The following is a 20165-nucleotide window of genomic DNA, read 5'->3' on the forward strand; positions in this document are numbered from 1 at the left end:
CGCGTCACCGTCTCAGGATGCGGCTGAGCGCCTGGCTTTGCGCGTCGTCCATCACCTTCTTGGGCGTTTCGTCGCCGATCAGGCAGCGCAGCACGTTCTCGCAGACGATCTGCTGGAAATCGAGCGTCTTGCTCTCCAGCGATCGCACCAAAAACGGCTGGCCATACGGCGTATTCTCATCGAACGCCTTGACCCAGGGATATTTCTTGAGCTCTTCCTCGGCCCGCGGGATCTGCGTTGCCACGTTCGAGGCGCCGAGCAGCAGCTGCAGTTCGGCCTGCGGCTCAGGCTGCAGCATCCATTCAATGAAGGCGGCGGCCGCCGCGTTCTTCTTGGAGTTGGCGTTGAAGGCCAGCATCGTCAGGACGATACCCTGCTCCTTGCGCGGGAAGGGCGAGGGCGCAGCGTCGAACTTGAAGTCCGGCGCCTGGGCCGAGAAGATGCCACCGACGCCGCCATTGTCGACGTTCATGGCAATCTTGCCTTCCCAGAACATGCGCCGATAGGTCGCTGCGTCCGTGCCTTTCGGGATCACGCTGAGATCGTAGACGCGCTTATATTGGGTGATTGCCTCGACTACTTCGGGGCTGTTGAGCAGCGGTTCGCCGCCGCCGCCCCATTCGCCGCCGAAGCCATAGACGTAATTCGACAGGTCGAACCAGAATCCAGCGCGCTCCGGCATGGTGGCGCGATAGGCGTAGCCGAACTTGCCGCGTCCGGTCGCTTCCTTGGCAGCGGCCAGGAAAGCGTCCCAGGTCTTGGGCGGCGCGCCGTCTTTCAGGAGCGCCGGATTGTAGAGCAGGGCATAGTTTGCGGTTTCGAACGCGATCCCCATGCGCTTGCCGTCGACCTTCACGAACTTGTCGGCGGCCTGAAACTTGTACTTCGACAGATCGAGGAGATCGTCGACCGGAAACAGGCGTTTGGCTGGCACGGCTGCGAAGAAATCGGTCTGGTCGAACCGGATTATGTCCGGTCCCCCGCCGCCCCCCATCTGGGTGAAGACGGTGTCGGCGAGCTTCGAGAACGGGATTGCCACCGGCTCAACGACATAACGGTCCTGGCTCTTGTTGAACTTGCCGATCCATGCGCGGGTTCGATCGCCGCGACCGGCCTCGGCAAAGAGCCCGGCCGCGAAGGTCAGCGTCTCCCTTGTCTGGGCGAAGCTGCGGGTGACGTTGAAGGCGGCGGCGCCGGAAATGGCTTTCAGTAGGTTGCGTCTGGAAAGTCTCGTCATAAATTTCCTCCATTGATGTTCTGGTTGGGAGCGCCCGGTATTCCGGGTCGCGGGCAAGCGTCATGCGAGATCACTTGATGTCGTGGTCCGACATCAGGCGCCGGTTCGGCTTTGAGCGGTCTTCTGCTGCACCTCGTTCTGCCGCTCCAACGCGTCGATCAGAACGTTGCCCCACCGGATATCGTCTTGGATCGCCGCGCGTGCGCCCTTCGCGTCGCGTCTTCGCAACGCTTCGAGCACCTGGTGGTGGAGATGCTCGTCGGCCGAGAGCTCGCGTTTGGGAATGTGCACGTGAAACATGCGCAGGAACGGCCCCATCAGCACCCATGCATTCTCGACGATGCCTTCCAGGATCGGCAGGCCTGCGACATGCAGCAGCGCAAAGTGGAAGTCGCGGTTGTGAAGGCTGGCCTCGGCTGGGTCGCGCGCGGCCGCATCGAGAAAGCGCTTGTGGATCTCGGTCAGCTCCGCGAGCTGCTTCTCGGTGATCACCTGCGCCGCGCGTTCGGCGGCGGCGCCTTCCAGCTCGATACGGATGAGCTGCACTTCGCGCAGCCGTCCGGCATCGAGATGCGGCACATGCACGGCGGTCGCGGCCCGCATCTCCAGGGCCCGTTCGCTGACCAGGCGGAAGATCGCTTCGCGAACCGGCGTAATGGAGGTGCCGAATTGCTCGGCCAATGCCGAGATCGTCAAGCGTTCGCCCGGCTCGAACTGGCCGTTCATCAGCGCGCCGCGCATCTGGGCATAGATGCGCGCGGAGAGGTTGTCCTTGCTGACCTGCTTGATCGGCATTCTGGGTTCAGCCATTGCGCGGTGTCTCCGGTATCTCGACGAGTTCGATCAGGATGCCGTGCGGATCACGCATGAAGAGCCCGCGCAGGCCCCGGGCAATTCCCTCGGTGATCTCGCTGACCTCGCCCTGGAGCGCGCCGCCGGCATCGAGCACCGCCTGGCGCAGCTCCGACAGCTTCGTCACGCGCAGACAGACATGCGCGGCACCGGGTTGATTGGCCGCGGGACGAATCGGCTCGCCCGAGGGCGACACGAACTGGATAAATTCGATGTGCGCGCCATGGCCGTAGAGATGGACGAGCCGCATATGTGCGCCCGGTACGCCGATGAACCGCGCGAGCCATGGCCGGCTCCGCTCGCCGATCGGCTCGGCGCGAAAGCCGAGCACCTCCGTCCAGAATGCGACGGAGCGTTCGATGTCGGGCGTGATGAAGCCGGTATGGTCGAAGGTGATGGTCGGTATTGCCGCGTTGGCCGTTTGAGACTGATGCATCCTCATCCTCCGATGCGCTCACTGCGCAGCGCGAAGCACGTCGCACGATCCCAATCGAAGGCGATCGCCGCGCCCGGAGCCTCCGAAATCAAGAGATCGCCGTTCTCGATCCGGGCTTCCTCGGTGAACAGCCGGTCGATCGGATCGGCTCCGACCTCGGGCAAGATCGTCTCGACGCAGCGAATTGTGGGAAAGGCGGCCGCGAGCTGGCCGTGCAGGCTGGGAAAGACGTGCGGAATGACGTCACGGTCCATCGTTGTCGCGAGGTGGAGGGCTTCTATGACGCCGGTCAAGCCGCCGGAGACCGAGGCGTCGATGCGCAGCACGCGTGCCGATTCGGCGAGATCGCGAAACCCATAGCGGTCGATCACGTCCTCTCCAACGGCGAGCGGGACCTTCAGCTCGGCCTGCAAGGCCGCGACGTTGCGCCATTGCTGCGGCAGGAAGGGATCTTCGACGAAGATGGCGCCGAGATGCTCGGCGAGCCGACACGTCGGCAATGCGTCCGCCAGGGTCTTCCAGGACCAATGGGCGTCGATGCCGAAGGCGACCGCCTCGGGCAGTGCTTCGCGGACGGCGCTCAGAAGTCGGGTGTCGCCGGCAAGATCGTTCCCGTTGATCATCACCTTGACCAGCCGGAAGCCGCGGCTGGCGAGGTCCCGGCATTGCCCGGCAATCGCTTCCGGCGAAGAGCCGTAGCCGACCACGGGCATGACCGGGACTCGTGTTCGCGTTCCGCCCAGGAGCGCCCAGAGCGGAAGTCCCTGGTGCCGCGCGCATGCATCCCACATCGCGACATCGAGCAGGCTGATGCCGCGCATCAAAACGGCACGGGCCGGAGGCGTTGCGCTCTCTGCCGCCTGGCGGGCCGCGCCGCGCATAGCGGGCGAACGGCCGACATAATGCGGCGCAACCCGCGTCACGAGGTCGAGAAGCGGCATGCCGCGCTCGAAGCCGACGGCATGACCGATGCTGCCGTCGGCCAGCTGCAGGCGCACCAGCACGTAGTCGCGATGCGTCATGCGAACCTTGCCGAGCTGCAGTGGATTCGGAAACGGAATCCGGCAATGCATCGCCTCGACCGCGATGACCGCAGGCATGGTCGCAACGTCGGCAACGGAGGTGGCGGGGGAGGAGGTCATGCGGCAAGCCCGAGATCGGTGACTTCCGGCTGGAACAAGGTTGCCGACATGCCACCATCGACCATCAATATGTGACCCGAAACGAAGCCCGCTGCCGCCGAGGCGAGGAAGATCGCGGGGCCGACCAATTCGTCCGGGGAAGCCCAGCGTCCAAGCGGCGTGCGATCGACGACCTGCTGGTGAAAACGCTGGTCGGCGAGGGTCGCCTTGTTGATCTCGGTCTCGATATATCCTGGTCCGATCGCATTCACGGTGATTCCATGGGCGCCGAGCTCGGCGGCGAGCGCGCGCGTGATCCCGACGACGCCGTGCTTCGCCGCCACGTAGGAGATCACGCCGGGGCGCGAGGAAATGCCCATCAGCGAGGCCGTGTTGATGATGCGGCCATAGCCGGCCTTGCGCATGTGGCGCGTGGCCTCGCGCGCAAGCGCGTAGAACGACGTCAGGTTGACGGCGATGACCTTGTCCCAATCGCCGATCTCGTGGGTTTCGACCGGCTTGCGGATCAGGATGCCGGCATTGTTCATGAGGATGTCGAGCTTGCCGTGGCGGGCGACGATTGCATCGATGGCGTCGGCGCCCGCGGGGTGATCGGTCACGTCGAAGGCTTGCGGCTCCGCCCTCAATCCCTCCGCCTGCAGGCGCTCGCAGGCCGCTCGCGCGGCTTCTTCGCTGATGTCGTTGATGACGACGGTCGCGCCAGCTTGCGCAAAGCCGCGTGCGATCGCATAGCCGATCCCGCGTCCCGCACCTGTCACCAGCGCGACCCGTCCGGTGAGCGAGAAATCGGCTATTGGGCGGTAGGTCTCAGACGTCTTCATTCGGCAGCATCCTTCTTGCGCGAGGACATCGCTTCGACCGTTTCGATCGCCTGTACGAGATCCTGCGTCGAGACGGGACGCAAGAAATGCTTCATATGTGCGGCCTGTGCGGTCAGCTCCGCGATCGTCACGATGTCGTTGGGACCGCCCGTAAAGCCGAGATCGGCAAGGCTTAGCGGCAGATCGACCTCGACGAAGAAGCCACGTATGTCGTCGATGAATGCGGCGTCGCGCCCCTCCAGAACGAGCTGGACCAGGAGGCCGTAGGCCACCTGGTGGCCGTGCAGAGCGGAGGCGGCCCCGGGCACGGCCGAAAGGCCGCGCGTCATCGCGTGGCAGACCGACAGGCCGCCGCTCTCGAAGGCAAGGCCGCTCATCAGCACGGTTGCTTCCACCAACCGCTCCAGCGCTTCGTCAGGTTCGCCGCGCCGCACCGCCGCAAGCGCGGCGACTGAATCGGTGCGTACCGCATCGTAGCATGCGCGCGCCAGCGCCAGCGCCGTGCGTGACGAACGGCCTCCGAAGACGTTGTTGCCCTGAACGCCGGCGCACTGCTCGACCTCGAAGCGCTTGACGATGGCATCGCCGATGCCTGCCGAGAGCAGGATAGGGGGCGCCTTGGCGATGATCGCCGTATCGACCAGCACGAGATCGGGATTGGCCTTGAGCTTTTCGACTCCGACGAGCTTGTGCTGCTCGTCGTAGATCACGATGATATGGCTGGTCGGCGAGTCGTTCGAGGCGACGGTCGGCAGGGTGACGAGCTTCGCGCCGATCTTGCCCGAAAGGAATTTCGCGGCGTCGATTGTCTTGCCGCCGCCGGCGGCGATGACGACGTCCGGCGGCTTTGCGGCGCACTGTGCAGCCATGCGATCAACCTCGGCGTGCGTGATCTCTCCGCTGAAGGTGATTTCCGTCAGTGCCACTCCGGCCGTGCGGCAACTTTCCTGCGCAGCGGCTGACACCAGCTCAAGAACGCGCGCATCCGCGATCAGGACCGCGCTGTTGCCGATGCGAGCGAGCTCTTCACCCAGACGGGAGATCGCGTTGGGACCTTGCAGGTATCGTCGCGGTGAGCCGAAAATGATCATGCTTATCTTTCTCGTTGGTTCGGACTATGAGGCGATGCGTGGCGACAATGCCGGAATTGTTGTGGCTGGATCTTGGCTGAGAAGGAAATCTATGAAGAGGTCGATCTGGGCGTTGAGCATATGGATGCCTTGATGGATCTGGGCACCGCGTGCTTGTGCACCACGCAGAAGCGGCGTCAGCGCAGGTTTCATGATGATGTCGGCAACCATGATGCCGGCCGCGATCGTGCCGATATCGACTGGGCTTGCCGGATCACCGTCGAGACCGACTGAGGTGCCGTTCACCACAAGCTCGAAGCCACGAGCGTCGGCTGGGCCGGCCGTGACCCGATGGCCCGGGTAGAGCGTCCGCAGTCGCGTTGCGAGCGCCTCGCCGCGGGCGGCATTGCGGTTGGCGATGACGAGTTCGGCGACACCGGCTCCGAGCAGCGCTTGTGCGAGCGCGGTCGCAGCGCCGCCGGCGCCGAGCAGCAGGGCACGCCGGCCGCGCGGTTCGTAGTCATGCGATCTCAATCCGGCGACGAAGCCTTCGCCGTCGTAAAGGCGGCCGGTCATGCGGCCATCGGCATCGCGTCGCACGACATTGGAGACGAGGAGCTCGGCAGCTACGCCTTCGAGCGCGTCGCATCGGCGAGCGACAGTTTCCTTGTGGGGGATGGTGACGATGACGCCCGCGAGGCTACGCACAGCCTTGAGCCCAGCCCACACGACCTCGAGATCCGACGGCGCGACCTCCCAAGGGACCAGCACGGCGTTGATCCTGCGCTCGGCACAACGCGCGTTGAACAGCGCCGGCGTGCGCAGATGCGCCGATGGATACGCCAGATGGACGATGACGCGGCTGCGTCCGTCGATTTCCACGAGTGCCTCCCGGAAATTCCGTTTGTCGCCGCGCGGCGACCTTGTGGGGTTGTTATCATATATGATGCATGATACGAGATGTTCGTCAACCGGCGAGTAGCAAGTCTTGGCGACCATCCTGCGGTCGACCCAAGTGTTTGTTTTAACGAGAAAACCTTCTGACGGTCGCGACGTGCCGCGGACCTGAAGAAAACGGTGGCTCGCCCCGCAACATGATCGGAGGACCACCCAGAATGATCGCTGCATCCGATACTCAGCCCCGTGCCAGCAACAGCTACGAGCCTTCACCTGCAGAGATCGCGCGCCTGCGCGAGAAAGCGCGTTTCGTTCGGCTCGAGACCATTCGCCTGATCGAGATCGCCAAGGTCGGTCACTATTCGTCGGTCTTCTCGGCGGCCGAGATCTTCTCGACGCTCTACTATGATGTGCTGACGCTGAAGCCGGGCGATCCAGCCTGGCCCGATCGCGATCGCTTTCTGATGGGCAAGGGGCACGCCGCCGTCGGCCTGTTTCCGATCCTCGCCGATCTCGGCTATCTGCCGACCGACGTTTTGAATGGCTACACGCGTCTTGGGAATCCGCTCGGCGACCATCCCGACATGCGCAAGGTTCCGGGCATCGACTTCTCGTCAGGCTCGATCGGTCACGCGCTCTCGGCCGGCGCCGGCATGGCTTGGGGCGGTCGTGCCGCGGGCCGCGATTTCAACGTCTTCGTCATGCTCGGCGACGGCGAGATGCAGGAAGGGCAGGTCTGGGAAGCGGCGCTGTTTTCCGCGGAGCACAAGCTTTCGCGGCTCGTTGCCATCGTCGATCGCAACGGCTTCCAGCTCGATGGCGCGGTCGATGACGTCATCGGTGTCGAGCCCCTGCATGAGAAGTGGCAGGCTTTCGGCTGGGAAACGCACATCGTCGACGGCCACGACCTCAAGGCGCTGACGTCGCTGCTGCGACGTCTCAAGGCGGACGACATGCGCAAGACGCCCGCCTGCGTCATCGCCAGGACGCTGAAGGGCAAGGGTGTGAGCTACATGGAAACCGAACCCGGTTGGCATCTCGGATATCTCGCGCCCGAGGATGCCGAACGCGCCATCGCTGAAATCAAGAGCCGGGAGATCTGACCCATGAACGCCCATCAATTCCCCGCCGGCCCGCAATCGGCCGATTCCTGGCAATACCGCGCGCTGAACGCTGCGAATCCCGGCTTGAACTTTCTTTCCGACGCGCTGATCGAGCTTGTCGCCGAAGGTCATCCCGTTCTCGCGGGCGCGGCCGATCTGCAATATTCGAACGGCCTCAACAAATTCGCCTCGAAGCATCCCGACCGCTATATTCAGTTCGGAATCGCCGAGCAGAACATGGTCACGGCCGCGGCGGGACTTGCGACGACCGGACACATGCCCTTCGTCGCGACCTTCGCTTCGTTCATCGGCTTGCTGTGTTGCGAGCAGATCAGGATGGACGTAGCCTATTGCGCGCAACCGGTACGGATGATCGGCCACCACACCGGAATCTCGCTCGGCTTCTACGGCACCTCGCATCATGCGACCGAAGACATCGCCACGATGCGCGCAATCGCCGATCTGACCGTGATCTCACCGGCCGACGGGCCGCAGCTTACGTCCGCTATCAAGGCCTCGGTCAACTGGCCGGAGCCGATCTATTTCCGTATCGGCCGCGGCCGCGAGCCGGACGTCTACGAGAAAGGTTCGCCATTCACGATCGGCAAGGCGATCGAGCACATGGCGGGTCAGGAGCTCACCATCATCGCTTGCGGTCTGCCCGTTCACCCCGCGCTGGAGGCCGCGCGCAAGCTCAACGCCGAGGGCCGGTCAGTCGGACTCATCGATATGGCCACCGTCAAGCCGCTTGACCGCGAAGCCGTTCTTCGGGCCGCGGGTCGCAGCAAGATCTTGATGACGGCGGAAGAGCACAACGTGCTCGGTGGCTTGGGATCTGCGGTGGCTGAGGTGCTTGCCGACGAAGGTTGCGGCGTGAAGCTCGTGCGCCACGGCATTCATGATGAGTACAGCCTGATCGCGCCGCCAACCCATCTCTATGCGCATTACCGGCTCGATGCCGCAGGCATCGAGGCCGTCGCTCGCGAGGCGCTGGCGAAAATTGCGTGAGCGCACGAAATCAGTGATCACAGCACAAGATGCCAGCCTGGTTCACGCGCCGGCAAGCGACCTGGCGAAGCCGCATTGTTGAATTGCAAGGGCATGCGGCCATGCCGGAGGTCGCTGGGGGAATAATGGCATTTTCTGCGAAACGCAGTCGCGAAATGGCCTGAATCGGAAAATCCAGTCTGCGCGATCGCGGTGATCGGCAGGGAACTGTTCTCCAAAACAAATTGCCGAGCGGCGTCGTGGAGGAGTACCGTTGTATTCAATGGATAGGATGAACCAGCCCTACTACTTGGTTCGCCCGGATGCATTCGCCGTTGAGGCCAAGGTACTGGATAGCCGCCCCGGAGGTGTGCTCGTCGCTCGATCGCCTGTATTTCCCGGCGGAGGTGGACAGCTTGCCGATCATGCAAGACTATCCTGGTCGACCGGCAAGGCGAAGATCACGGGCACATCGGCTACCGAATACGGAGTCTGGCACCAGTTGGACACGGAGGATGAGCCGCACGGGACCGTTCTCATCGACATCGACCCGATTTTCAGGCACAGCATGTGCGAATTGCATACGCTGGCGCACGTATTGAATGCCCTTGTTTACGTCCGCTTTTCCGGCGCGCTACTGACAGGGGCTCAGCTTAACGCCGACGACACTTTCCGAGTGGATTTCGACCTTCCGGGTGCGGACAACAACTTGCTGCGATCGTTGGAAGAACCGATAAACGACGTCATCCGACGCGACCTCCCCGTGCAGATCAGCTATATATCGTACGAGGACGCAAAATGCATCAGCGGCCTCTTCAGAAGCAAGGCTGTCGCTCCTCCGCCGGGCCCCGATGGAATGGTACGGATTGTGGAAATACTAGGCCTCGATCGCCAAGCCTGCGGAGGGACGCACCTCGCCTCGACCGGCATGGCTCGGCGCGTACGCATTCTGAAGGTCGAAAACAAGGGGCGCCAAAACCGACGGGTAAAGGTCGGCATCCTCACCACACGGTCCGGCACGGACGAGAGCAGTCTTGCGAGCGCTCAAGAATGAACCGTCTCCGCCGAGCTGGATGCAATCGAGCCGGCCTCTACAAGATGAAGAGTTGGCAACTCTTCATACTCTGGACGCGGCTATCCGGTTTGAAGCGAAGCCAGTACCTGATTGAGATCTGTCAACGACAGGGCGCTGCGTGTTCGTTCTTGTCGAACATGCAGATGTCGATGACGTGACGCGAGTGTCGATTGCAAACGGAGGACGAACTACTTGCGCCGACAGCGGAGGAAGGCGAACGGGCCAGCAGCCAAGGTATCGATATCGCTTAACAAAGCTGGCGCGCCATTCAGAATAAAACTACGAACTCATATGTTATTGAAATTACGATATAATTTAAAGGATCGATAGACGCTCGCTGCGCGCCTGAAGCCGTCATGCCAAATTGGCAGGCCTTTCAATACTCATCCCGCCTGTCAGAGGCGCTTGCTACGCCGTGTCGCCTTCGATCAGGTCGAACCCAAGATCGATCGTTGTCGAGGGGCCATCCGTCAATGACAACTCCGCCGCTTTCCTGCCGATCTCGATCCGGGGCGTGCGAATGCTGGAAAGCTTCAGCGGAATCGTTTGGCCGATCGCAAGTCCGTTGTGGCCAAACAGGGCAAGGTCTTTGCGAGGCACGAGCCCCACGCTCAGGCAGTGGAAGTATCCTCCGATCGCCATATCGTCGTTCGAGAAATACACGCAGTCGAGATCAGTGCGGTTGGCGAGCAGGCGCGCAAGCGCGGCGCGTCCGGCCTCGACCGAGGAGGCCCGGGCGCCGATTTCCTGCGCGAGCAAGGATAGGCCTTCGGCGGCGAGCGCCTTTTGAAAGCCGGTCAGGCGCTTTCGTGCTCTGATGTCCGTGCCGATATCGTGCCCGACATAGCCGATGCGCCGATAGCCGCGCGACAGCAAATAGCGCGCGGCGGCAGATCCAGCCTCGGTATTTGAAAAGCCGACGACGCAATCTAGTCCGGTCCCATCGGTGTCCAGCACCTCGACGACCCGGCGCCCGGAACCTCGCAGCATCAGGTTGCTTTGCTCGCTATGTTCGAGCCCGCTGACCAGGAAGGCGGCCGGCCGCCACTCCAGCAGTGAGGCAATGGCCTGCTCCTCGCGCTTCAAGTCATAGCCCGTCACCGCAAAGACGGGCTGGTAGCCGTGCGCCTCGATCACCTCGCCTGCGCCCGAAAGAACGTCGGTGAAGACGATGTTGTTGAGCGAGGGCACGGTGATTGCGACCAGCCGCGAGCCGACCGTCAGGGCGTGAGCGATGCGATTGGGTACATAGCCAAGCCGCTTGGCAGCTGAGAGCACCTTCTCGCGGGTCTTGGCGGAGAACGAGCCCTGGTTGCGGAGCACGCGCGCCGCCGTGCTCTTGCCGACGCCCGCGGCGAGGGCAACCTCCTCAAGGGTGATGCCGGCGGGAAGGTCCGGCATGGCCGTCACGGGAATCTCTTCTTGGTCATTTGCAAGAAGCCTCTATCAGGTTTTGCGCGGCCACGATGAGGCAAAAAAATCTCAAATGACCCCATTTCTGCTATTGGCACCGGTGCCAAACGTGGCTATCGTGCAATGGCACCGGTGCCAAAACGCTCCGGGCGTTCACCGCCGAAGAGCGGATGAAGAGGGGAAATTGCTCGGTCCCGGCCCTGCGCCTGGACCACACCAGGAGGAAAGAGCATGGCGGAACTCGCAATGCAGGGCCCGGCCGCGTCCACGAACGCGCAGGCACTCGAGCAGAGCTATTTGAAGGTCTTTTGGCGGATCGTCCCGTTTCTGATGCTTTGCTACTTCGTCGCGTATCTCGACCGCGTGAATGTCGGTTTCGCGAAGCTGCAAATGTCGAAGGATCTTGGTCTGTCCGAGCAGGCCTACGGCATGGGTGCCGGCATCTTCTTCCTCGGATATTTCCTGTTCGAAGTGCCCAGCAATCTTCTGCTGCACCGCGTTGGAGCGCGGATCTGGATCGCGCGCATCATGATCACATGGGGCCTGATTTCAGCGGCCTTCATGTTCACCAATTCGGAGACCATGTTCTATGTTTTTCGCTTCCTCCTCGGCGTCGCCGAAGCGGGGTTCTTTCCGGGCATCATTCTCTATCTGACCTATTGGTATCCGTCCCACCGGCGCGCCAAGATCGTGACGACCTTCATGGCGGCAATTCCGATCTCGTCGATCGTCGGCAACCCCATTTCGGGCGCCATCCTCGACAGCTTCCATGGCGTATCCGGCCTCCAGGGCTGGCAATGGATGTTCGTGCTCGAAGCTGTTCCTGCGGTCCTGCTCGGCCTGGTCGTGCTTGCCTATCTCGGCGACGGCATCGCCTCGGCGAAATGGCTCACCGACGACCAGAAGAAGATGCTGCAGGCGGAAATCGACGCTGAAAACGCCCTGAAGAAGGAGAGCCCGACTCACGTTACCGGCGTGCTGACGAACAGCCGCGTATGGTTGATGTGCGTCATCTACTTCTGCTTCGTGATCGGCCAATACGGACTGACGTTCTGGATGCCGACCCTGGTCAAGGCGACCGGCGTGACGGGCAACTTCAACATCGGCCTGATCTCGGCGATCCCCTATGTCGTGACCTTCGTCGTGATGATTGCGCTCGGCAGGTCGTCGGATCACTTCCGCGAACGCCGCTGGCATCTCATCATCCCATCCCTGATTGCGGCGGGCGGCTTCGTCGCCTCCACGCTGACGACGGACACGACGCTGGCCATTGCGGCCCTCTCGGTGGCTGCGGCGGGTGCGATCTCCTGTGCTCCCTTGTTCTGGTCGCTGCCGACGTCGTTCCTCGCCGGAGCGGGTGCTGCAGCCGGCATCGCCTGGATCAACTCGGTTGGCAATCTCGCCGGCTACCTCGGCCCCTTCCTCATCGGATATCTCAAGGACGTCACCCAATCCAACACGGCCGGCATGTACATGCTCGCCGGGGTCCTGGTCGTCGGAGCGATCGCGGTGCTGGGCGTGCCGGCCAGGGCCGTCAATCGCTGACCTACCGGGACCCGATGGTCGGCCGGTTTTCCCACAAGACTGCAAGAGCGATCGCGCATCGCTCTTGCGCGGAGAGGAACAGATCGCGGGGCCGAGGGCCGGCCCGCCGATCTCCAAGCAAGAGGAAATAAGTATGACACGATCTTCTGAAACCAAGACGGCCGCCGTCATCGGCCTTGGCTCGATGGGCTACGGAATGGCCGCCTCCCTGCTTCGCAAAGGCTTTGCGGTCGTCGGCTACGACGTCGTCGCGGCCAATCTCGACCGATTGGTGAAGGACGGCGGACAGGCTGCCAAGAGCCCGGCAGAGGCCGCACGTGATGCACAAATCGTCGTTTGCGTCGTGGTCAATGCCGCGCAGACCGAGCAGGTGCTCTTCGGAGCATTCGGCGTTGCCGAGACAATGCCGAAAGGCAGCGTCTTCATCAGTTCCGCGACGACGGATCCGGCCGTCGTGCGCAAGCTCGCCGCGCGGCTGGAGGAAACCGGCCGGCACTATCTCGATGCGCCGATTTCGGGCGGCGCGGCGCGCGCAGCCCAGGGCGAATTGACCATTATGGCATCGGGCAGCAGGGCCGCCTTCGATGGCGCCCGCGACGCGCTCGACGCCATGTCGGCCAAGCTCTACGAGCTCGGCGATGCGGCCGGCATCGGTGCGGGATTCAAAATGATCAATCAACTGCTCGCCGGTGTGCATATCGCCGCGGCCTGCGAGGCGATGGCGCTTGCCGCCAAGCAGGGATTGGATCTGCCGAAAGTCTACGAGGTCATCACTGCATCCGCCGGCAATTCCTGGATGTTCGAGAACCGCATGCCTCACGTGCTCTCCGGCGATTATTCGCCGCTGAGCTCAGTGGAGATCTTCGTCAAGGATCTCGGCATCATCCAGGACATGGCGCGGTCCGAGCGCTATCCCGCCCCGGTCGCAGCTGCCGCGCTGCAGATGTATCTGGCGGCCGCCGGTGCCGGCATGGGGCGCGACGACGATTCCTCGGTAGCGAGAATCTATGCGCAACTTTCGGGAGCCAAGCTTCCCGAAAAGAAGAATTGAGACGCCTACGAGCGTGAGAGGAACGCAATGCCGAAATTTGCCGCCAATCTCTCGATGATGTTCACCGAGTTGCCGTTTCTCGACCGCTTTGCGGCCGCCGCCGACGCGGGGTTCTCAGCTGTCGAATATCTTTTTCCCTACGAGCATCCGCCTGAGGCGATCGGCGAGCGCTTGCAACGCCACGGCCTGACACAGGCCTTGTTCAATATGCCGCCGGGAGACTGGGCCGCAGGCGAGCGCGGCATGGCAGCCCTGCCCGACCGTTTCGACGATGTCCGCAAGGGCGTCGATCTGGCGCTCGTCTATGCCGAGGCAACCGGCGTGCGCCGCATTCATCTGATGGCGGGGCTTGCCGACAGCTCCAACGCGGCGGCGCAGGAAGCCTATTACCGCTCGGTGAGCCATGCCGCGGAACGGCTTGGCGGAAGGAACATAGATCTGCTGCTCGAACCGATCAACGCACGCAACATGCCGGGCTATTTCCTCGGAGATTTCGACAAGACAGCGGAGATCATTGCCGGTGTCGGCGCATCGAATGTGCGGCTCCAGTTCGACATCTACCATCGTCAGATCATCCATGGCGACGTTGTCATGGGCTTACGAAAATTCGCGTCGATCACGGGCCATGTCCAGGTCGCGTCGGTTCCGTCACGACATGAGCCTGACGGTGAGGAACTGAGCTATCCCTATATCTTCAACCTGCTCGAGGAGCTCCGTTACGAGGGCTTCATCGGCTGCGAGTACAATCCGCGCGGTCACACCCGTGACGGTCTTGGCTGGTTCGAGCGCTACAGGAGAAGCTGACATGCCGATCATGCTCGGCGCCATCGCGGACGACTACACGGGCGCCTCCGATCTCGCCAACACCTTTGCCAAGAGCGGACTGCGGACCGTTCAGACCATTGGCATCCCGCGCGATGATCTCGTGCTGCCCGATACCGACGCCGTCGTGGTGTCGCTGAAGATCCGCTCGGTCGAAGCGGCAAGTGCCGTCACCGCTGCGCGCGAGGCCGACCGCTGGCTGCGCTCGCGCGGAGCGAGCCATGTCATGTACAAGATCTGCTCGACCTTCGATTCCACCGACGCAGGCAATATCGGCCCCGTGACGGACGCGCTGCGTGCCGACCACGGCGGCGGCATTTCGCTGGTGACGCCGGCATTCCCGGAGACCGGCCGCACCGTCTATCGCGGCCATCTGTTCGTCGGCGACATCCCCTTGCACGAGAGCCCGCTGAAGGATCACCCGCTCAATCCGATGCGCGATTCGAACCTCGTCCGCGTGCTCGCACGGCAGTCGAAGGACAAGGTCGGCCTGCTCGATCTCGACGTCGTTTCGCGCGGCCGGGATGCCGTCGCCGCGCGTCTTGCCGAACTGGAAGCGGCCGGCGTCGCATCCTGCATCGCCGACGCCGTGTTCGAGCGCGATCTGCACACACTCGGCGAAGCCGCGTTCGCACGCGCCGTTTCGACCGGCGCCTCCGGGCTCGGCCTCGGCCTAGCGCATGCCGCCCGGCAGACTGGCAAGGTGAAGGCGGCGAAGGTCGCGCGCAATGTCGAGATCAAGGTGGGCGGCCTGACCGCAGCGGTCGCCGGAAGCTGCTCGCGCGCCACACTCGAACAGATCGCACGCGCCGAAAAGGTCATGCCGGTCTACCGGCTGGATGCGGCGCGACTGCTCTCGGGCGATGTCGACAAGGTGGTGGCCGACAGCATCGCCTGGGCCGTCGAACGCATTGCCAATGGTCCGGTGCTGATTGCATCCAGCGCGCCGCCGGAAGACGTTGCGCGCGTCCAGGCCAGCCATGGCCGCGAGCAGGCGGGACACGCCATCGAGCACGCAACGGCATCGATCGCCGCGGGTCTCGTCGAGAAGGGGGTCCGACGGCTCGTTGTCGCCGGCGGCGAGACGTCTGGTGCCGCGGTTGATCGACTCGGCATCCCCGCTTTTCTTGTGGAGGAAGAGATCGCTGCCGGCGTTCCTATCCTGCGAACCACAGGATGGAACGGCACCGAGATGCGTCTTGCGCTGAAGTCGGGAAACTTTGGCGGGCCGGACTTCTTTGAGAAAGCCATCGCCATGATGGTCTAAGGCCGCATGTCGTGCGTTCGAAATCATCGTCCCCACTCCGCCTGCTTTTCTCGCGTGCACGGCTCGCCCATGCGTCGCGTTCATGGCGAGTGCACGTCAACCTGATGATGACCGAAATGACTTGCCGGCGTGTGCCCCGAGCACTGTCGGATGATCTCTCCTTCGAGGTAACATGCCATGACCGATCATGATCTCGTCTCACTGTTTCCAACCACTGATGACGCGGACCTCGCCAAGTTCGGTGTTACGCCGATCGAACAGCGCCGCGTCCTGATCAATGGCGAACTGCGCGATTGGACCGGGCCAACCAAGGACGTACGCTCGGCGGTAATGGTTCGCGACGGCGAAGGCCAGTTGAACCAGGTGCGGCTGGGGAGCCACCCCCATGGCGATGTCGACACCGCGATGGCGGCGCTCGATGCCGCGGTGGCGGCGTATGGCGGCGGACGCGGTGTCTGGCCGACGATGCGCGTCGCCGACCGCATTGCGGCGATGCAGAAATTCCTCACCGGCATGAACGCACGCCGGGCCGAGGTCTCGCGGCTCATCATGTGGGAGATCGGCAAGACGCTAGGCGATTCCGAGAAGGAGTTCGACCGCACGGTCGACTATATCCGGCAGACCATCGAGGCCCTGCGCGATCTCGACAATGCCAATTCGCGCTTCGACATCGTTGAAGGGACCATCGGCTTGATCCGGCGCACGCCGCTGGGCGTCGTGCTTTGCCTTGGACCCTACAACTATCCTCTCAACGAAACCTTCGCGACGCTGATTCCCGCGCTGATCATGGGCAACGCCGTGGTATTCAAGCCGCCGCGCAACGGCGTCTTGCTGTTCGCTCCCTTGCTGGAGGCTTTCCGCGAGGCCTTTCCGCCGGGCGTCCTGAACTTCGCCTATGGCGACGGCGCCACGATCGTTCCGGCCCTGCTCGAGACCGGCAAGGTCAATGTACTGACGCTGATCGGCTCCAGCCGGGTCGCCGATCACCTCAAGAAGGTCCACCCGAAGACCAACAGGTTGCGCGCCATTCTCGGGCTGGACGCGAAGAACGCGGCGATCGTGATGCCCGACGCCGACATTGCACTTGCCGCACGCGAATGCCTGGCGGGCGCGCTGTCGTTCAACGGCCAGCGTTGCACCGCGCTGAAGATCCTGCTCGTGCATCGCACGATCAAGGACGCCTTCATGACGGAGTTCGTGAAACTGCTGGGCGAACTGAAGATCGGCATGCCCTGGGCTCCCGGCGCAACCTTGACGCCGCTGCCGACCCCCGCAAAGGCCGGGCAGATGAGCGCGCTGTTGAACGATGCCATCGCCAAGGGCGCACGTGTGCTCAATGCCGGCGGGGGCACTACGGTTGGCACACTGTTCTATCCGGCCGCCGTCTATCCGGTGACGCCCGAGATGCGGCTCTACCGCGAGGAGCAGTTCGGTCCGCTCGTTCCCATCGTCGACTTCGAGGATGTCGAGACCGCGCTCGACTATGTCGTGACCTCCGAGCACGGCCAGCAGGTCAGCCTGTTCGCCCGCGATCCCGAGATGATCGGCCGCATGGCGGACTCCCTGGTCAACCAGGTCTGCCGCGTGAATATCAACTGCCAGTGCCAGCGAGGCCCGGACGTATTTCCGTTCACGGGCCGAAAGGATTCCGCCGAGGGAACGCTGTCGGTGACGGACGCGCTGCGCTCGTTCTCGATCCGATCGATGGTCGCCGCGAAGCATACGCAGCCGGCGCGGGACATCCTGAATGCCATCGTCGATGGTCATACCTCGAACTTCATCCATACCGGTTTCATCCTCTAATCTCACGAAGGTTGTTTCATGCGCCGTTCCCGCCTTGCCAAGATCGTGGCAACCGTCGGTCCCGCCACGGCCGCGCCCGACAGGATACGCGCGCTCTATCTGTCGGGCGTCGATACCTTCCGGCTGAACTTCAGCCACGGCACGCATGAGGATCACGCGAAGGTCTTCGCATCGATCCGCGCGCTTGAGCGCGAGTTCGGCCGGCCGATCGGCGTGCTGCAGGATCTACAGGGCCCCAAGATACGCCTCGGCGTGCTCGAAGAGCAGAAGCTTGCACTCGACGTCGGTGAGATGGTTCGCCTTGTGCTCAAGGACATCGGCGGCGGCCGGCAATCGATCCCGCTGCCGCATCCCGAGATCTTCGCCGCCGTTCGTCCGGGGCATGAATTGCTGATCGACGACGGCCGGGTGCGCTTGCGCGTGGAGAGCCTCGGCGACGGCGAAATCAGCGCCGATGTCCTGGTCGGCGGCATCATCTCCAACCGCAAGGGCGTCAATCTTCCGGGCACCACGCTCGACATGTCGCCCTTGACGAAGAAGGACCGCGCCGACCTCGCGTTCGGCCTCGAGCTCGGCGTGGATTGGGTCGCGCTCTCGTTCGTCCAGAGGCCTTCCGACGTGATCGAGGCCCGCGGCCTGATCGGCGATAGCACGCGGCTCATCACCAAGATCGAGAAGCCGATGGCGCTGGAGCGCATCGACGAGATCATCGCCCTGTCGGACGGCATCATGGTCGCGCGCGGTGATCTCGGCGTCGAGATTCCGCATGAGGACGTGCCCGGCCGCCAAAAGGAGCTGGTGCGCGCCTGCCGCCTGGCCGCCAAGCCGGTCATCGTCGCGACGCAAATGCTGGATTCGATGGTTGCTGCGCCGACGCCGACGCGCGCGGAAGCCTCCGACGTCGCAACCGCCATCTATGACGGTGCCGACGCAGTCATGCTGTCGGCGGAATCGGCGAGCGGCTCCTACCCGATCGAAGCGGTCGCCATGATGGACAAGATCATCAAGAGCACCGAGCGCCACCGTCTCTACCGCTCTCTCATCGACGCGACGCATCCCGATGAAGATATTACGCCGCCACACGCGGTCGCCGCTGCGGGTGCCGACCTCGCGGCGACGATCGAGGCCAAGGTGGTGATCGGGTTCACCGCAAGCGGCACGACGGCCGCGCGTATCGCGCGCAGGCGTCCGCCGGTTCCGGTTCTCGCTCTCACCTACGACCAGAAGGCGGCGAGGCGCATGGGGCTGCTGTGGGGTGTGCACAGCGTCATTTCCGATGAGCCTTCGAGCTATGAAGAGATGACCGAGATGGCCGCGAGCGCGGCACGCAACGAGGGCTACGCGGAGCCGGGGGAACTGGCGGTGGTCGTCTCCGGCGTGCCGTTTGGACAGGTCGGCGCAACCAACAATCTTCGTGTGGTCGTGTGCTGAGACGCCGGCTGTTCCGGGGATCGCTCGCGAAGCGGCCCGAAGAAAGTAGCCTCAAAGGAGAAAGAGAATCATGAAAGCTTCGTGCGCGGTGCTGTCGGCTGCCCTGCTGTCCATGTCGATGCCGGCGATGGCCGCCGACTATCCAGCCCCGAAGCAGGGCGACTGGATCGCGAAGGATTTCAGGTTTCACACTGGCGAGACCTTGGCCGAGCTAAAGCTGCACTACACCACGATCGGCGAGCCGACCGGTCAGCCGGTACTGGTGCTGCACGGGACCGGCCAATCCGCCGCCGGCATGCTGACGCCCGCCTTCGCGGGCGAATTGTTCGGCGCCGGACAGCCGCTCGATGCATCCAAATATTACATCATCATTCCGGATGCGGTCGGCCACGGCAAATCGTCAAAACCGTCCGACGGAATGAAGACCAGCTTTCCGAAATACAACTACGATGACATGATCGACGCGCAGTACCGACTCGTGACCGAAGGCCTTGGCGTGAAGCACTTGCGCCTCGTGATCGGCAATTCCATGGGCGGCATGCAGACCTGGCTGTGGGGCGAGAAGTATCCGCAAAGCATGGACGCGCTGGTGCCGATGGCCTCGCAGCCGACCGAGATGGCATCACGCAACTGGATGATGCGCCGGATCATGCTCGACACCATCCGCAGCGATCCCGACTACAATGGCGGGAACTACAAGAGCCAGCCGCGCATGATGAAATACGCCGTCGTTGCCTACGGCATCGCGAGCATCGGCGGGGCGCTCGCCTATCAGGCGCAGGCGCCGACCGCAGCAAAGGCCGACAAGATGGTCGACGAGCGGCTGGCGACGTCGACGACCGCGGATGCCAATGACTTCATCTGGCAGTGGGAGTCTTCGCACGACTACAACGCCTCGGAGCGGTTGGAGCGGATCGAGGCGCCGCTGCTGCTGATCAACGCTGCCGACGATGAGCGAAATCCGCCGGAGACGGGCGTTACGGACGCGGCGATAAAGCGGGTCAAGAATGGCCGCCTGTACCTGATCCCCGCGAGCACGGAGACGCGCGGCCACGGCACCACCGGCAACGCAAAGTTCTACACGGAGGAACTCCGGCAATTGTTGCAGACGGCACCGCAGCGGACGATGTGAGAGCGACGCACGGGATCGAGATGTCGCCGTTCTGCGTGCTGGCGACGTTGGGCAGTGGACGCAGCGTCGACGGCTCGCCAC

18 protein-coding genes are annotated in these 20165 nt (G+C 63.3%); 10 read left to right on the forward strand and 8 right to left on the reverse strand.

Translation table 11 applies throughout. The features are described from left to right. Positions 1-4: 4 nt before the first annotated feature. The 7 genes from ACV1FX_RS16720 to ACV1FX_RS16750 form a co-directional block, all read right to left on the reverse strand. Positions 5-1237, reverse strand: a complete 1233-nt coding sequence (locus ACV1FX_RS16720) for an ABC transporter substrate-binding protein (protein ID WP_473118647.1) — start codon at positions 1235-1237, stop codon at positions 5-7. A gap of 93 nt (positions 1238-1330) precedes the next feature. Then, positions 1331-2047: a GntR family transcriptional regulator gene (locus ACV1FX_RS16725; protein WP_473118648.1), complete on the reverse strand. Its 717-nt coding sequence runs from the start codon at positions 2045-2047 to the stop codon at positions 1331-1333. Beyond that, complete coding sequence (locus ACV1FX_RS16730; RefSeq protein WP_473118649.1) at positions 2040-2525, reverse strand: VOC family protein; 486 nt, start codon at positions 2523-2525, stop codon at positions 2040-2042. Before ACV1FX_RS16730 ends, ACV1FX_RS16725 begins: the two co-directional genes overlap by 8 nt. 2 nt (positions 2526-2527) lie before the next feature. After that, entirely contained in the window at positions 2528-3667 is a 1140-nt protein-coding gene (locus tag ACV1FX_RS16735) for a mandelate racemase/muconate lactonizing enzyme family protein (RefSeq protein ID WP_473118650.1), read from the reverse strand. Beyond that, on the reverse strand, positions 3664-4488 hold the full coding sequence (locus ACV1FX_RS16740; RefSeq protein ID WP_473118651.1) for an SDR family NAD(P)-dependent oxidoreductase: 825 nt from the start codon (positions 4486-4488) through the stop codon (positions 3664-3666). The genes ACV1FX_RS16735 and ACV1FX_RS16740 overlap by 4 nt, the downstream gene beginning before the upstream one ends. After that, positions 4485-5579 (reverse strand): glycerol dehydrogenase, encoded by a 1095-nt coding sequence (locus ACV1FX_RS16745; protein ID WP_473118652.1) that lies wholly within the window; start codon positions 5577-5579, stop codon positions 4485-4487. The genes ACV1FX_RS16740 and ACV1FX_RS16745 overlap by 4 nt, the downstream gene beginning before the upstream one ends. Positions 5580-5603: 24 nt before the next feature. Further along, positions 5604-6440 carry a shikimate dehydrogenase family protein gene (locus ACV1FX_RS16750; RefSeq protein ID WP_473118653.1) on the reverse strand — a complete coding sequence of 279 codons (837 nt, stop codon included), beginning with the start codon at positions 6438-6440 and terminating at the stop codon, positions 5604-5606. A gap of 233 nt (positions 6441-6673) precedes the next feature. Between ACV1FX_RS16750 and ACV1FX_RS16755 the strand changes: the two genes are divergently transcribed. The 3 genes from ACV1FX_RS16755 (at position 6674) to ACV1FX_RS16765 (ending at position 9599) form a co-directional block, all read left to right on the forward strand. After that, on the forward strand, positions 6674-7558 hold the full coding sequence (locus ACV1FX_RS16755; protein WP_473118654.1) for a transketolase: 885 nt from the start codon (positions 6674-6676) through the stop codon (positions 7556-7558). A 3-nt stretch (positions 7559-7561) separates the two neighbouring features. Continuing rightward, a complete protein-coding gene (locus ACV1FX_RS16760; RefSeq protein ID WP_473118655.1) occupies positions 7562-8566 on the forward strand; it encodes a transketolase family protein in 1005 nt (334 codons plus the stop codon). 271 nt (positions 8567-8837) lie between these two features. Next, positions 8838-9599 (forward strand): alanyl-tRNA editing protein, encoded by a 762-nt coding sequence (locus ACV1FX_RS16765; protein WP_473118656.1) that lies wholly within the window; start codon positions 8838-8840, stop codon positions 9597-9599. 429 nt (positions 9600-10028) lie between these two features. Here ACV1FX_RS16765 and ACV1FX_RS16770 read toward each other — a convergent pair whose 3' ends face one another. Further along, a complete protein-coding gene (locus tag ACV1FX_RS16770) occupies positions 10029-11021 on the reverse strand; it encodes a LacI family DNA-binding transcriptional regulator (RefSeq protein ID WP_473118682.1) in 993 nt (330 codons plus the stop codon). Between the two features lie 243 nt (positions 11022-11264). Here ACV1FX_RS16770 and ACV1FX_RS16775 point away from each other — a divergent pair, with 243 nt between their 5' ends. The 7 genes from ACV1FX_RS16775 to ACV1FX_RS16805 all read left to right on the forward strand — a co-directional run bounded on the left by ACV1FX_RS16775 (position 11265) and on the right by ACV1FX_RS16805 (position 20084). Beyond that, complete coding sequence (locus ACV1FX_RS16775) at positions 11265-12578, forward strand: MFS transporter (protein WP_473118657.1); 1314 nt, start codon at positions 11265-11267, stop codon at positions 12576-12578. 133 nt (positions 12579-12711) lie between these two features. Beyond that, on the forward strand, positions 12712-13629 hold the full coding sequence (ltnD, locus tag ACV1FX_RS16780; RefSeq protein ID WP_473118658.1) for an L-threonate dehydrogenase: 918 nt from the start codon (positions 12712-12714) through the stop codon (positions 13627-13629). Positions 13630-13656: 27 nt separating this feature from the next. Continuing rightward, positions 13657-14433, forward strand: a complete 777-nt coding sequence (gene otnI, locus ACV1FX_RS16785) for a 2-oxo-tetronate isomerase (RefSeq protein WP_473118659.1) — start codon at positions 13657-13659, stop codon at positions 14431-14433. A 1-nt stretch (position 14434) separates the two neighbouring features. Beyond that, positions 14435-15718, forward strand: coding sequence for a 3-oxo-tetronate kinase (gene otnK / locus ACV1FX_RS16790; protein ID WP_473118660.1), 1284 nt, complete (start codon positions 14435-14437; stop codon positions 15716-15718). A 177-nt stretch (positions 15719-15895) separates the two neighbouring features. Beyond that, positions 15896-17521 (forward strand): NADP-dependent glyceraldehyde-3-phosphate dehydrogenase, encoded by a 1626-nt coding sequence (locus ACV1FX_RS16795; protein WP_473118661.1) that lies wholly within the window; start codon positions 15896-15898, stop codon positions 17519-17521. A gap of 18 nt (positions 17522-17539) precedes the next feature. Next, positions 17540-18952, forward strand: a complete 1413-nt coding sequence (pyk, locus tag ACV1FX_RS16800) for a pyruvate kinase (protein WP_473118662.1) — start codon at positions 17540-17542, stop codon at positions 18950-18952. A gap of 70 nt (positions 18953-19022) precedes the next feature. Then, positions 19023-20084: an alpha/beta fold hydrolase gene (locus tag ACV1FX_RS16805; RefSeq protein WP_473118663.1), complete on the forward strand. Its 1062-nt coding sequence runs from the start codon at positions 19023-19025 to the stop codon at positions 20082-20084. Positions 20085-20165 lie beyond the last annotated feature (81 nt).

The organism is Bradyrhizobium ingae, assembly GCF_055791185.1.

Coding starts and splice junctions, on each gene's coding strand:
- ACV1FX_RS16720 (WP_473118647.1), bottom strand. CDS start 1,237: ATGACGAGACTTTCCAGACGCAACCTACTGAAAGCCATTTCCGGCGCC.
- ACV1FX_RS16725 (WP_473118648.1), bottom strand. CDS start 2,047: ATGGCTGAACCCAGAATGCCGATCAAGCAGGTCAGCAAGGACAACCTC.
- ACV1FX_RS16730 (WP_473118649.1), bottom strand. CDS start 2,525: ATGCATCAGTCTCAAACGGCCAACGCGGCAATACCGACCATCACCTTC.
- ACV1FX_RS16735 (WP_473118650.1), bottom strand. CDS start 3,667: ATGACCTCCTCCCCCGCCACCTCCGTTGCCGACGTTGCGACCATGCCT.
- ACV1FX_RS16740 (WP_473118651.1), bottom strand. CDS start 4,488: ATGAAGACGTCTGAGACCTACCGCCCAATAGCCGATTTCTCGCTCACC.
- ACV1FX_RS16745 (WP_473118652.1), bottom strand. CDS start 5,579: ATGATCATTTTCGGCTCACCGCGACGATACCTGCAAGGTCCCAACGCG.
- ACV1FX_RS16755 (WP_473118654.1), top strand. CDS start 6,674: ATGATCGCTGCATCCGATACTCAGCCCCGTGCCAGCAACAGCTACGAG.
- ACV1FX_RS16760 (WP_473118655.1), top strand. CDS start 7,562: ATGAACGCCCATCAATTCCCCGCCGGCCCGCAATCGGCCGATTCCTGG.
- ACV1FX_RS16765 (WP_473118656.1), top strand. CDS start 8,838: ATGAACCAGCCCTACTACTTGGTTCGCCCGGATGCATTCGCCGTTGAG.
- ACV1FX_RS16770 (WP_473118682.1), bottom strand. CDS start 11,021: ATGCCGGACCTTCCCGCCGGCATCACCCTTGAGGAGGTTGCCCTCGCC.
- ACV1FX_RS16775 (WP_473118657.1), top strand. CDS start 11,265: ATGGCGGAACTCGCAATGCAGGGCCCGGCCGCGTCCACGAACGCGCAG.
- ltnD (WP_473118658.1), top strand. CDS start 12,712: ATGACACGATCTTCTGAAACCAAGACGGCCGCCGTCATCGGCCTTGGC.
- otnI (WP_473118659.1), top strand. CDS start 13,657: ATGCCGAAATTTGCCGCCAATCTCTCGATGATGTTCACCGAGTTGCCG.
- otnK (WP_473118660.1), top strand. CDS start 14,435: ATGCCGATCATGCTCGGCGCCATCGCGGACGACTACACGGGCGCCTCC.
- ACV1FX_RS16795 (WP_473118661.1), top strand. CDS start 15,896: ATGACCGATCATGATCTCGTCTCACTGTTTCCAACCACTGATGACGCG.
- pyk (WP_473118662.1), top strand. CDS start 17,540: ATGCGCCGTTCCCGCCTTGCCAAGATCGTGGCAACCGTCGGTCCCGCC.
- ACV1FX_RS16805 (WP_473118663.1), top strand. CDS start 19,023: ATGAAAGCTTCGTGCGCGGTGCTGTCGGCTGCCCTGCTGTCCATGTCG.